Annotated in this window: 9 protein-coding genes and 1 riboswitch; of the genes, 4 read left to right on the top strand and 5 right to left on the bottom strand. The window is 63.6% G+C overall.

Features of this window, described 5'->3' with window-relative positions; all coding sequences use genetic code 11:
* Nucleotides 1-17 precede the first annotated feature (17 nt).
* A complete protein-coding gene (locus RHIBR816_RS0121065) occupies nucleotides 18-1,523 on the bottom strand; it encodes a winged helix-turn-helix domain-containing tetratricopeptide repeat protein (protein WP_018238577.1) in 1,506 nt (501 codons plus the stop codon).
* A gap of 135 nt (nucleotides 1,524-1,658) precedes the next feature.
* Here RHIBR816_RS0121065 and RHIBR816_RS0121060 point away from each other — a divergent pair, with 135 nt between their 5' ends.
* Nucleotides 1,659-1,901 carry a DUF1127 domain-containing protein gene (locus tag RHIBR816_RS0121060; protein ID WP_018238576.1) on the top strand — a complete coding sequence of 81 codons (243 nt, stop codon included), beginning with the start codon at nucleotides 1,659-1,661 and terminating at the stop codon, nucleotides 1,899-1,901.
* Nucleotides 1,902-2,010: 109 nt separating this feature from the next.
* On the top strand, nucleotides 2,011-3,123 hold the full coding sequence (locus tag RHIBR816_RS0121055; protein ID WP_018238575.1) for an MFS transporter: 1,113 nt from the start codon (nucleotides 2,011-2,013) through the stop codon (nucleotides 3,121-3,123).
* A 51-nt stretch (nucleotides 3,124-3,174) separates the two neighbouring features.
* On the opposite strand, the gene RHIBR816_RS34470 is transcribed toward RHIBR816_RS0121055, so the two are convergent.
* From RHIBR816_RS34470 to RHIBR816_RS0121035, 4 genes are all read right to left on the bottom strand, one after another.
* Nucleotides 3,175-3,396, bottom strand: a complete 222-nt coding sequence (locus tag RHIBR816_RS34470; RefSeq protein WP_018238574.1) for an HNH endonuclease — start codon at nucleotides 3,394-3,396, stop codon at nucleotides 3,175-3,177.
* A 282-nt stretch (nucleotides 3,397-3,678) separates the two neighbouring features.
* On the bottom strand, nucleotides 3,679-4,869 hold the full coding sequence (gene fdhA, locus RHIBR816_RS0121045) for a formaldehyde dehydrogenase, glutathione-independent (RefSeq protein ID WP_018238573.1): 1,191 nt from the start codon (nucleotides 4,867-4,869) through the stop codon (nucleotides 3,679-3,681).
* A 224-nt stretch (nucleotides 4,870-5,093) separates the two neighbouring features.
* Nucleotides 5,094-5,293: riboswitch (cobalamin riboswitch) on the bottom strand.
* A gap of 232 nt (nucleotides 5,294-5,525) precedes the next feature.
* Nucleotides 5,526-8,501, bottom strand: a complete 2,976-nt coding sequence (locus tag RHIBR816_RS0121040; protein WP_018238572.1) for an NAD(P)-dependent oxidoreductase — start codon at nucleotides 8,499-8,501, stop codon at nucleotides 5,526-5,528.
* A gap of 224 nt (nucleotides 8,502-8,725) precedes the next feature.
* The gene (locus RHIBR816_RS0121035) at nucleotides 8,726-9,766 is read right to left on the bottom strand and encodes a GlxA family transcriptional regulator (RefSeq protein WP_018238571.1); all 1,041 of its coding nucleotides are present in this window, start codon (nucleotides 9,764-9,766) and stop codon (nucleotides 8,726-8,728) included.
* 146 nt (nucleotides 9,767-9,912) lie between these two features.
* Between RHIBR816_RS0121035 and RHIBR816_RS0121030 the strand changes: the two genes are divergently transcribed.
* Together RHIBR816_RS0121030 and RHIBR816_RS0121025 are read left to right on the top strand one after the other, a co-directional pair.
* Nucleotides 9,913-10,938, top strand: a complete 1,026-nt coding sequence (locus tag RHIBR816_RS0121030; protein WP_026187261.1) for a GlxA family transcriptional regulator — start codon at nucleotides 9,913-9,915, stop codon at nucleotides 10,936-10,938.
* Nucleotides 10,939-11,297: 359 nt separating this feature from the next.
* On the top strand, nucleotides 11,298-12,881 hold the full coding sequence (locus tag RHIBR816_RS0121025) for a BCCT family transporter (RefSeq protein WP_034815566.1): 1,584 nt from the start codon (nucleotides 11,298-11,300) through the stop codon (nucleotides 12,879-12,881).
* The last annotated feature ends 25 nt before the right edge of the window (nucleotides 12,882-12,906 follow it).

Below are 12,906 nucleotides of genomic sequence, written 5' to 3'. Positions count from 1 at the left end.
GAAGGCACGCCGGCGCGTCACTCCGGAAGACCGGCCTTGCGAAAGCCATCAATGAAGTGCTCAAGCGTCCGGGCGTCGCGGAACGGCTCCGTCGCGGCCCAGTGGCGGGTTGTGAAATGCGGGTTGCCGACGAGGAACAGTTCGGCCTCCGCCCGCGCCTCGTCGAGCCGGCCCAGTTGGGCAAGGCTTGCCGCCAGAAAACGGCGTGAGCTTGTACGATAGGTCTCGTCCCTCAGCAGTGTCTCGACAGCCGCTTCGTATTGCCGGGCCGCATATTGCGCCTGGCCGAGCGTCAGATAGTACCAGCTTGCCGGAAACGGGTTCAGCCGGAATGCCTTGTTGATGTGCGCAAGGCCCTCCTCGACCCGCCCGGCGAGGACCGCGATGTCGGACAATGCCGCCCAGGTGTCGGCCTCGTTGGGGTCGAGCTCGATCGCCTTGGCGAATTCCGCATCCGCCTCGGCGAAGCGGCGCTCATAGGCAAAAAGGTAAGCCAGGATCCAGCGACTGCCGGCATCGTTCGGATCGATCGCTACGGCCTTGCGTGCCAGGTCCAAGGCAACGCTGCGGGTAGGCTCCGTTGGCCCACCTGAATGGACCCATCCCATCCAGTGGTTCATGGCAAGCCAGCGATAGGCCTCGGCGTATTCCGGATCGAGCGAAACCGCGCGCATGAGCATAAGATGCGCTTCGCGCGCCGTCTGCGGCGAGTCATCCATCAGCTTGCGCGCGCGCACGCAGAGATCATAGGCCTCGAGATTTTTGGGCCGATTGCGCGGCGGCGGTGCGCGCAGCCGGCCTAGCAGCGCCTCCACGATCTTGCCGGTGACCTCGTCCTGAACGGCAAATATGTCTTCCAGGCTGCGATCGAAGCGTTCCGCCCATAGATGATCGCCACTCGCCGCGTCGACCAGCTGGGCATTGATGCGCACACGCCCGGCGGCGCGCCTAGCGCTGCCCTCCAGCAGGTAGCGCACGCCAAGCTCCTCGGCGATCCCGCGCACGTCCATCGCCTTGCCTTTGTAGGCGAAGGCCGAGTTGCGGGCGATGACGAACAGGCCGGAGCTCCTGGACAGGTCGGTGATCAGGTCTTCGGTCAACCCATCCGCGAAGGATTCCTGCTCGGGATCGTTGCTGACATTGACGAAGGGCAGCACGGCTATCGATGGTTTATCTGGCAGCGGCAGGGGTTGTCGCTTCGCGCCGAGCTGCTTAACGGCACCCGTAAAGCGGTAGCCGACGCGCGGAACCGTGGAGATCCAGTCACCACCATCGGCGGTCGGGCCAAGCAGCTTCCTGAGTTGCGCGATCTGGACGGTGAGGTTGCCTTCCTCGACGGCCGTGCCCGGCCAGGCCGCGTCCATCAACTCCGCCTTGCCCAGGATTTCGCCCGGCCGTCCGACGAGTGCCGCAAGCAGCTTCAGCCCGCGGTACCCAACGGCCACGGGATCATCGTTCCGCAGGAGCGTTCCCGCACCTGGATCAAGCACGAACGGACCGAAGGCGAAGCGCGAACCCTGCATAGGCGCATCTATAGTCCGTTTGGACGTTTTTGAGAACTTTTTGGAAGGCCTTAAGTACGCCGCTGCTCGCATCCCGCAGAATTCGGCCTCTTTCAGGTCGAGGGTCAATCCGGCCCCCAAACGATGGAGGTTATTATGAGCCCTACCCCCTATCCTGTCTCGGCGCCGCGGGAGACAGCACCTCCGGAAAAGCGCGAGAACCCGCTGCGTTTTCGCTACAACCTCAGAGACATGATCGCGAAGTGGCGCGATCGGGACCGTTTTCGCGCAGAGCTCGAGCAAAAGCTTCGCGACGATCCGCACTTGATCGACGACATCGGCATGACCAGACGGCAGGTCGAGGAAGAGCTCGCCAGGCCTTTCTGGCAAGTGCTGTAAGGTGCATGCCGCAATGACATCGGATCGCCAGTTTCCACCTGCCGCCCTGGCTCGCCGGCACAGGCACGACACGACATCACCAGGACAAGACGCGGCCCCATGGGCTGCGATGGCGGGCATCATCGCGACCGTCACGGTGTTTGCCGTGGCGCAGGGGCTGACCTATCCGCTGCTCAGCTTCCTCCTGAAACGGCAGGGAGAGACCGCCGGCCTGATCGGTTTGTCGGCGGCGATGACGCCGCTGGGTTTCATTGCTTCGGCGCCCTTCATTCCGGGCCTCGCGCGGCGCTTCGGCGGGGCGCGGTTTGCTCTCCTGTGTTCGATCCTGGCGGCCGCTACCTTGATCGCGATTGCGCTGCTCAGGGACCCGTGGGCGTGGATGCCGCTGCGCTTCCTGCTTGGCTTCTTCGCCAACCCGCTCTCCGTGATCAGCGAAACCTGGCTGATCGCAATTACGCCCGCGGCGCGCCGAGGCCGCATCATGGGCCTCTATTCGTCGATCGTTTCGGGCGGCTTCGCCATCGGCCCGCTGTCGCTCGGCCTCACCGGCACCGAGGGTTGGCCGCCCTTCATGATCGGCATCGTGGCCTTTCTCCTCTGCGGCCTGATCGTGCTTGCCGTCGTGCCGCGCCTGCCGAGGATGCCGCATGAAGGCGAGGCAATATCGCTCGGCGGCTTCTTCGCCCTGGCGCCGCTCCTGTTGTTCGCGGTTTTCACCGCGGCCGCCTTCGAACAGATCCTGCTTTCCCTGTTCGCGGTCTATGGCGCCGCGCTCGGCAGCGCCGAGGAGCGCATCGCGTCGCTCATCGCCTGTTACATCGCCGGCAATGCCGTGCTGCAGATTTTGCTCGGGCGCGTCGCCGAACGGTTTGGCTCGCGGCGGACCATGTTGTTCTGTGCCCTGGCGTCGCTGGCCGGCTGCCTGCTGCTGCCGTCGATCTTCGACGCGTGGCTCGTCTGGCCGCTCGTTTTCGTCCTGGGCGGGGTCTCGTTCGGGATCTACACCATGGCGCTGATCCAGCTCGGCGAGCGTTTCAGCGGCCAGGCCTTGATCGCCGGCAACGCCGCCTTCGCATTCGCATGGGGCATCGGCGGCATGGTCGGCTCGCCCGCGACGGGCCTGGCGATGCAGCTGATCGGACATCAGGGGCTGCCATCGTCGCTTGGCCTGCTGTGCTCTGTACTGGCGGTGTTTCTGCTGGCGGAGAGACGGCGGGTCTGATCGCGGCATCAGTTCGATGCCGCGTCGATGGGTTGTGTCTCAGTTTGAAATTTAAGCCTGAGCTTTTTGCTTGGCTTGGTTCTTCTGCGTGCCGCGATGTTGATTGCAGTGAAAGCAAGCGGCGGCAAGGTTGCTCATCTCGTCAGTGCCGCCGTCCATCAACGCTTTCTTGTGTTCGATGGTAGCGCGTGTCGGACCCTTCTTCGTAAAGGGACGGCGACAATAGCAGCACACGCCACCTTGGCGTTTGACCAAGACGCGACGCACCCACATTCGATATAACGGATTTCTTAGCTGCTTCATGTTTCCCCAAGCACAGGGAACTACAGGAGCGATCAAGCGTCAATCCGCTTCTTATAGGGGCCGGCCGCCCGCCTGATTGCGAAATCTTTGCAATGGACTGGACCGCGACCTGCACCTTCTCGGGAGAGACGTCCGAGTTCAGGGATACACAGGGCTAGAACAGTAAACGACGTACCGCCTGCAGGGAACTCCAGGCGGTACGCTTATTACGGATGAAATGTCGCCGGGTCGGCCGGCGACCGCATGACCAGGTTACGCGGCCTTTATCAGGTCGCCGTGCGGATCCAGGACGAACTTGGTCGCGGCACCCTGGTCGAAGCTCTCATAGCCTTGCGCGGCATCTTCGAGCGAGATGACCTTCGCGTTGACGATGTCGGCGATCGGCAATCGATCATGCAGGATCGCCTGCATCAGCTGCCGATTGTACTTCAGCACCGGCGTCTGCCCGGTGTGGAAGGACTGTGCCTTTGCCCAGCCGAGACCGAAGCGCAGCGACAGGCTGCCATGCTTGGCCGCGTCGTCGACGGCGCCGGGATCCTCGGTGACGTAGAGCCCCGGGATGCCGATCGAGCCGGCGGCGCGGGTGATCTCCATCATCTGGTTGAGCACGATTGCCGGCTGTTCGCCGCCCGCGTGGCCACGCGCTTCGAAGCCGACGGCATCGATGGCACTGTCGACCTCGTTGGTGCCGACGACCTCGGCGATCATGTCGCCCAACCGATCGCTCTTGGAAAGGTCGATGGCCTCGAAGCCGACCTTGGCGGCATGCGCGAGGCGATCCTTGTTGAAGTCGCCGATCATCACGACGGCGGCACCGAGAATGCGGGCGGAAGCGGCCGCGGCAAGGCCAACCGGACCGGCGCCTGCCACATAGACCGTCGAGCCGACGCCGACGCCCGCCTGCACCGCACCGTGAAAGCCGGTCGGCAGAATGTCGGACAGCATCGTCAGGTCGCGAATTTTCGCCATGGCCTTGTCGCGATCGGGAATTTTCAAGAGGTTGAAATCGGCATAGGGCACCGTGACGTAGCGCGCCTGGCCACCGATCCATCCGCCCATGTCGACATAGCCATAGGCGCCCCCGGCACGGGCCGGGTTCACAGTCAGGCAGACACCGGTGTCCTGCGACTTGCAGCAGCGGCAGCGACCGCAAGCAACGTTGAAGGGTACGGAGACGATGTCGCCGATCTCCAGCATTTCCACGTCAATGCCCTTTTCGATGACCTCGCCGGTGATCTCGTGGCCAAGGACGAGACCCGGCATGGCCGTCGTTCGGCCGCGCACCATGTGCTGATCGGATCCGCAGATATTGGTGGAAATCACCTTGAGGATCACGCCATGCTCGATACGCCGGCCGTCCGGTGCTTCCAGCCTTGGGTCGTCGATGTCGCGCACTTCCACCTTGCCGGGTCGCATGTAGACGACGCCTCTGTTCCTGCTCATGTCCGTCTCCTCCTTGGGTTGAACGTCTCATCATTTGCGGCCGCGACCACGCGCGAACGCCCTCTCCCGCCCGATCCTCCGTGGACCGGGCCAATCGCTTGCAGCCGCGCGCATACCGAGCGGACTTCGCAAACGCTCTGCAGGACCGATGGGGTGGAAGCGAGAGTTGAACGGAGCAGCCCGGCGGGCACGCCACATCCGCCTCTCAATCGCCCGCCGCGATCGGTCGAGTCTGCGTTCAAGGCTGGTTTCCGTGCTTCGGAACCGTCCGTTCGGACGCTCTCGACACCTTCCCGGCTGCAGCCAGTGGCATTCGTCGAGATTTGGTTCCGCTACCGTTGCGGGGGCAGCACCGGCCTGTAACCGGTTTCCCAATTAACCATCGGACAATGTCGAGATGGCCACCTTGAACGCGCTGAGGTAAACACGCCTGCAGGCGGATTGACCTCCGGAAATACGACATCCTTCACATGCTCAACGACACCACGTCTATCGGCTGTGACGCTCCTGGGGCGCAGAACGAAAGGCCGCACCGGTAAGACGGTGCGGCCTTTGGAACGTGGTGGAAGGTTGGCAGCGATCACCTCAGCCGGGTGACGGCTACATCAGAGAGTAAGGTCAAGACCGGGCGGCGCTCGACGAGCAGCCACCAGACCTTATGCCTCCGCCGGCCCGTAGAGGCCGAGTTCATCGAGCAGCGCCCGCTGCCGGTCGGCACTTTCGACCAGCAGGCCGGTGTAGCGGTCGACGATCCGGTCGCGATGGTCCGGATCGGTAATGGCTGAGAGCGCGCCCAGGATCGCCGCAACCTTTTCCGAGGTCTGCCGCAGCTCGTCCAGAAGCCCGGCCTTGCTGCCGGCCTCGGCGACCACCTGCTTCGTCACCCTGCCGATGCCCGCAGGCGTGCGGCTGCCGGCCGACACATAACCCTCGGGCAGATCGCCCTTGAGGTTGGTGACCGACTTGAACTGGATGACGTCGAAGATCTGGTCAACCGCCTGCTTCGCACCGGTCACCCGCGACGGGTGGTCGGTGTCGGCGGCGGCGTGCGGCAGCAGTTCCAGCTTGCCCTTGTGGCGCTCTTCGAGCGGCAGGTAGGGAAGCATCGGCCCGCTGAGCTTGCCGGTCGCGGCGTCCTTGAAAAGGTCGGCGTCGATCGCCGCATACGCGATCTTGCCGGACGACAGCGCTTCGTCGAGCGCGGCGGCATCGACGACCTCGCCCCGGTCGTAGTTGACCAGCACCGCGCCGTCATTCATCGCGCCGAGCACCTTCTGACCGACGGTTCCGGCGTTGGAATAGATGCCGGTCGCCGCGTCCAGGCGGCCGAGGCCGATATGGACGGAGAGCACGTCGGCGCCGGTCGCCGCCGCAATCGGGCTTGCGGCATGCTCGAAGCCTTCCGCCTCGATCCAGCGCTTGTGATGGTCGCGGGCGTAGATCGCCACCTTCATGCCGAAGGCCTTGGCGAGCTTGGCGACTTCGCGGCCGATATTGCCATAGCCGAGGATGGCGATCTTCCGGCCCTCGAGCTTGGCGGTCGGAAAGTCCTTGAGCTGGCGGCCGGTGTCGAAGTCGCCCTCGGCGACCATCCGGTGCAGCTTGTCGACCGGCAGGTCGGGAACGACCTTGAGGATCGCCTTCATCGCCATCTGGGCGGTCGCCCGGCTGTTGATGCCCGGCGTGTTCATCAGCGGCGCCTCGCCGCCCTCGCCGTTGCCGCCGCCCCAGGAGGCCGAGCCCATGTTGCCGGTGCCGGCGCCGATGCGCACGCCGCCGAGCGGGAAGACGGAGGCCTTCGGGATGAAGGTCGCCGCCGCGATCAGCGCGTCGTACTGGCCCTTGTCGGTTTGCGGCAGGATCTCCGCCTCGGTGCTGAGGTTCGGCTGGTAGAAGAAGTGGATGCGGCCCTTCTCGAGCGCCGACTTGTCGCCGAGCGGCCCGAGATGGAAGACGCCGCCCTTATCTTCGATATAGGCCTTGATTTCGCTGTGATCCGGCTGGCCGTCGGCGCCGAAGCGCAGGCCCAGCAGATCGGCGATCAGCACCGTATAGGCGCGCGCCGGATCGTCCTTGCGGACGGCCCCGCCGGCCTTGGCCGATGCCTCGAAGGTGACGCCGTTCTTCGCCAGTTCCTCTTCGAGGACGACGATTTTGGCGCGCAGATAGGCGTATTGCAGGTTTTCCAAGAGCGCGACGACATCTTCCGGCTCACGGATGCCGCCGACCCAGGCGCGGTAATCGCCGGGCGTGCCCGGGAAGGCGTTGACGTAGCGGGCCGCGTCAAGGCCAGGCTCGTATTCGCCGTTCGGATGGGTAATGCCCTCATAGCCAAGCAGCTGCTTCGAACGGGCGATGATGCGGGCGTGGATGGCGGGATCGGTGATGCCGTCGTCCTCGACCTTCAAGAGCGTCACCGCCGCGCCGCGCCGCTCGGCATCCGTCACGGTCAGCGACAGCAGCGGATGCGACTTGACCCACTCGTCGATCACCTGGCGATTGCCGGCAGAACGGCGGTTGAGCTCGACGACGGAGCCGACCCGCGCCTCCGACTGCAGGAGGCCGAAGGTGGTCTCGGCAAAGGCGAGCGCGCTGTAGGTGTTGATGACGCCGCCGAGCATGCGGTCGTCGCCGGCATCGTAGAACGGTCCGGCATCGACGGAGCGCTTGGCCGAAAATGGCTGCCTCGGATCGATCGGCGGCGCGATCTTCAGCTGGCGCGGGATCGCCCAGGCAGGATCGTGCTGGTTCTTCTCGATCAGGGCCAGCGCATGCGGCGTGAAGGAGGCGACGAAATAGCCCGAAACCCCGCCGATCGCCTTCTGGAACGGCATGAACAGGCAGCACTTCGCCATCACGGCGCTGACCAGTTCCGGCTCCCACGGCATGGCGCCGAGCATCGAGGTGGCGTCGAACACCGCATGGCGGTTTTTCGGATCGGCGTCGATCCAGCTCAACAGTTCGTGGATCTCGCGGCTGGTATAGGCGTTGGCGCCGGTCGTCTCGTGGCCGACACCGACGAAGATCGACACGCCGAGTTCGGAGAGCTCGGCCGCGGTCGGGATCACGCCTTCGGAGGCGGCGAAATGGATGCGGCTCTCGCAGCCCTTTTCGGCGAAGCGCTGCATCTCGATCAGCTGGGTGGCCCAGGACTGGCGGAAGAAGCCGGCGGCCTTGGACGGATCGCTTTCCGGCCGCGGCGTATCGACATAGACGCGCTGGGAGGCGTCATTGGCATTCATCAGGTGCTGGACGCAGACAGTGTAGCCGCTGTGGCCGCCGCCGAGCCCTACCGCCATGCGGTTCGTCTTCGGAAAGCCGAAATAGCGGTGGATCGCCCGCATCATGTCGGTCAGGATTTTGTCTGCCGGATAGCCGCGGTGCATGCTGCGGGAAATTTCGGCGGTGGTGAAGCCGCCGATGTCGTTACCCCTGTCGTCGAACTTGCGATAGGTCTTCTCGATCCAGGCGTCGAAGGCGATGCGCCGCAGGCGGCTGTCCACTTCATCCGTTGTCGCGTCTGTGATCGGGCCGACGCCGAAGAACGGGTTGGACGGCAACCGTGGCGCGCCATCCCGGGTCAGTTGGAGGGCCTTCAGTCGCTGTTCCTGCATATGCGCGATGTTCGTCATTGTCTGCCTATCTGATTTCGAGACGGGAAAGTGCCTGATAGTGAAGCGAACACGTTCGAAAAAAGACCTCATATGCGTCGAACAGCACGCGGAATGCGTCATCGGCGCGCCTGCGGTGGTCCTACAGGCTCATCAAGAAGTGCCTCGACGGGATATGAGGCTGGGGCAGCCGCGAAAACGGCGTAGTGCGCGACGGTGCAGCAACCAGACGCGAAGCCATCGCTTCAGCGGGCAGTCTCGCCGCGTGCTGCCCGTCCCGGACGCGCCAGGGATGCCCGGAAAACGTGCGGCGTGCCCGCGAAGCGTCTCCGGAACATCCGGCTGAGATGGGATGAATCGCAGAAACCGCTTTCCGCCGCGATCGTCGCAATCGACTTGTCGGTGTTTTCGAGCATGTGGCGCGCGAGCAAGAGCCGCATCTCGATGAACGCCGACAGCGGCGAGGTTCCAAGTGCTTCCCTGAAATGCCTTTCGAGCAAGCGTTTGCCGACTTGCAGATGTCTCGCCAACTCGGCGACGGAAAGTGGCGCGTCCAGATTTTGCTGCATCAGCAGAAGCGCTTTCCTGACGAGAGGATCCGTGGTCCGGAAGTCGAGCGTCAGGCCGGGCTGCGGTGTTTTGCCGTCCTCAGCCCCGTTGATCATCATGATGTTCAAGCTCTTCGTGGATTGGGCCTTGCCGATGTGCCTGTCGACCAGGAACGCGGCCAGATGCGCAGTGCTCGTGCCGCCCGAGCATGTCAGGCGGTCGCGGTCGACGACGAAGATCTGGTCGGATACCGGCCTGAGCCCGTCGAACTGCGAAAGAAAATCCTGATGGTGGAACCAGCTTACGCAGCCGCGGTAGCCCTCCATCAGTCCGGCACGATGGAGGATGAAGGTGCCGGTACAAAGGCCCACGAGCGGAACGCCGGCCGAGGCGGCCTGCCGCAAGAAACCCTCCACACGGTCGTCGGGCCTGTCCATTTCGTCCATGAGCCCGCCGACCACGACGATATAGTCGAAGAGCCTGGGATTGCCGAACACCTCCTGCGGCTGAACGGAAACGCCGCAACTCGCCGTGATCGCTCTCATGTCGGGGGCGACGACCTTCCATCGACATTGAATCGGCCGGCTACGGTCGCCTTCATCGGCGGCAAGGCGCAACACGTCAACAAAGTTTGCGAAGGCACACAGCGTAAACCGCGGCACCAGCACAAACCCCACGGTCAGACGCGCGTTCTGGTCACGCCGGATACTGCTCGGGGAAACGTTGTTGGCATCCATTCGCATGGCGTCTCATTTCTACTGCCGATATGACGCAATCATTCTTTTCAGATTTCTAATAGAGGTCAATACTCCAAGCCTTTCGAGGAGTAGATATGCCATGCAACGCTGGAGGGCGCGGCTGGCAGTCGAGCGGAGGGTCTTGCATGAAAATGACGAGTGCCGAACAGCGTCTGTTCGCATTCTACCTTGTGCCAGATTTTACAATGCTGGCCTTCTCTTCCGCGGTCGAGGCCCTGCGGTTGGCAAACGCGGTGGTCGGCTACGAAGCCTATGCCTGGCGCGTCGTCTCTTCCGACGGTGGCAAGGTCCGCGCCAGCTGCGGCCTCACGCTCGAAGCCGACAATTCCGTAACGGTCGAGCGCCAGCATCTCGGCAGCCGGCTGCGTCCGTCCGTCTCGGTCATCTGCGGCGGAAAGAACGTCGAGCGCCACGCCGACCGTGCGGCCGACGCATGGCTGCGCGAGTGTCGCAATCGCGGCGTCGCCGTCGCCGGTCTGTGCACCGGGGCGCATGTCCTGGCGAGAGCCGGGCTGCTCGACGAGAGGAAATGCGCGATCCATTGGGAAAACCATCCCGGATTTATCGAGCGCTTTCGTGCGGCGAGCGTCAGCACGGGAATCTTCGAAGTCGACGGCAGCATCTATACCTGTGCCGGAGGCACCGCTTCCTTCGACATGATGCTCCACATCATCGGCCGCGATTTCGACGAAAGCGTCGTGAGCGGCATCTGCGAGCTCGCTCTTGTCGACCGCGTCCGCGATCCGGGGGAGCGGCAGCGCCTTCCCTTCGCCCAACGCGTCGGGGTTCAGGATCCCACTGTGATGAAGCTGGTCGAAAAAATGGAGCGGAGCCTGACCGAGCCGATGCAGGTGGAGGAGCTTACGGCTTCGATCGGGCTCTCGCGCCGCCAGATCGAGCGGCTGTTCCGCAACGAGTTGCGCTGTTCCCCGGCGCGCTACTATCTGAAGCTCCGTCTCGAGCGCGCCCAGTTGCTGTTGGTCCAGTCGGCAATGCCGGTCGTGGAAGTCGCCATCGCCTGTGGCTTCGTGTCGGCTTCGCATTTCTCCAAGTGCTACCGCGAAACCTTTGGGTGTTCCCCGCAGGAAGCGCGGGGCCGCAGCATCAAGGCGAGGTCAACGCGTCCGGTCGCATGTGCGTCGGCCGCCTGACGCGCGGCCACTTCCGAGTTCCGCAAATTCAAAGGTCTGCAGAGATCCCGCGCGGCTGAGACGACGCGGGCGCTGTAGGATATGCGCGACATTCCAGCCCCTTCGCCCCGATGACCGGCTGAAATCCGATCGATCGCCCGGGTAGTCCGGGACCTACCCACCCTTCCATACTGCCACCCGCTCGGACCGCATCGGTGCCGCCCGTCTGGCATTCTTTTCTGCCTGAGCGAGTGTTGTGCGCGCAGGGCCTGAAAGGCAGCCTGAGTCGCGCGAAAGTCGCCTATGAGAGGCGACAACCATCCAACGAAAAAGCCGGATGGGAGCGGTTCAAGAACCAACGAACCGAAAAGGGGAAACCGATGCAACAACCAAGGTCAATTCACGTGGACCCGGCCGTTTTTTGGCCGGCCATGATCTTCATATTAGGATTTGTCGGCTGGGGGACGCTCTCCCCCCAAAGCCTCGCTTCGACTGCCAAGGTGGTGCTGGATACGATCATCGCGGATTTCGGATGGGGCTTTGTCGTATCCTCGGTCGGCTTCCTGGCTTTCGCCCTGTTTCTGGCGGTGAGCCGCTTCGGAAAGATCCGCCTTGGCCAGGACGACGAGCGTCCCGAGTTCCGGACGGCCTCGTGGATATGCATGATGTTCAGCGTCGGCATGGGAATAGGCCTCATGTTCTGGGGCGTTGCCGAACCCATCTATCACTTTGAGAGCCCCCCGCATGGGCAAGCCGAGCCGAGAAGTCTGGAAGCGGCCCTGCTCGCCATGAAATATTCCTACTTCCATTGGGCGCTGCATCCCTGGGCGATCTACGCGGTCGTGGGTTTGACGATCGCCTATTTCACGTTCCGCAAAGGCAAATCGAACCTGATCTCCGCCGCCTTCACACCGATCCTCGGCGAGGCGGCCAGCGGACCGATCGGCAAGGCGATCGACGTCCTGGCAATCATCGCCACGCTGTTCGGCACCGCAACGTCGCTGGGCCTTGGGGCTCAGCAGATCAACAGCGGTTTGAACTTCCTCTGGTCTACCGGCGAGTCCAATACGATCGCGCTCACCATCATCGGTGTCATGACCGTGCTGTTCATTCTCTCGGCAGTGTCGGGGGTGGGCAAGGGTATCCAGTTCCTCTCGAACATGAACATGGTCATCGCCCTTCTCCTGTTGCTGTTCCTCGTCTGCATCGGGCCGACCATCTTCATATTCAACACGTTCACGGAATCGCTCGGCTTCTACCTCAGCGACCTCGTGACGATGTCCTTCCGCACCGCGGCCTTCAGTGACGGCAAATGGCTCGGGAGCTGGACCATCTTCTATTGGGCATGGTGGGTCTCGTGGGCACCCTTCGTCGGCGTGTTCATCGCGCGCATTTCGCGCGGCCGCACGATTCGGGAATTCATCATCGGGGTGCTCCTGATCCCGAGCGGCGTCACCTTCGTCTGGTTCACGATCATGGGCGGCACCGCGCTCCATTCGGAACTGTTCGGTGCCGGCGGCATCGTTGACGCCGTCAACAACAAGGGCGCGGCCGTCTCGCTCTTTGCCCTGCTCGCACAATATCCATTCGCCTGGCTGACATCGTTGACCGCCATGTTCCTGGTCGCGATCTTCTTCATCTCGGGCGCGGATGCAGGCGCGGTTGTCATGGGCATGCTTTCGTCGCGCGGCACGCTCGAGCCGCGCCCCGGCGTGGTCGTCCTCTGGGGTGTGCTGGCGGGAGCCTCCGCCTCGGTGCTGCTGGTCATGGGCGGCTTGCAGGGGCTTCAGACCGCTTCGATCATCGCGGCCGCGCCCTTCCTGCTGGTCATGGTCGGGCTTTGCCTCTCCCTTTGGCACGCGCTTCTGGACGAACTCGAAGAGGGAGCCCCGCAGCGGGGTGCCGTCGGAGCCGTCTCTGGAACGACTGCAATCATCACGGTCGCGCCTGAATTGGCGTCGTGATGTAAAAGGAGCAATCCTGGCGTCG

The sequence above is a fragment of the Ensifer sp. BR816 genome, assembly GCF_000378985.1.
Lineage (GTDB): Bacteria > Pseudomonadota > Alphaproteobacteria > Rhizobiales > Rhizobiaceae > Sinorhizobium.
Note: the sequence above shows the minus strand (reverse complement) of the source record. Positions and strands in the feature narration are given on the sequence as shown.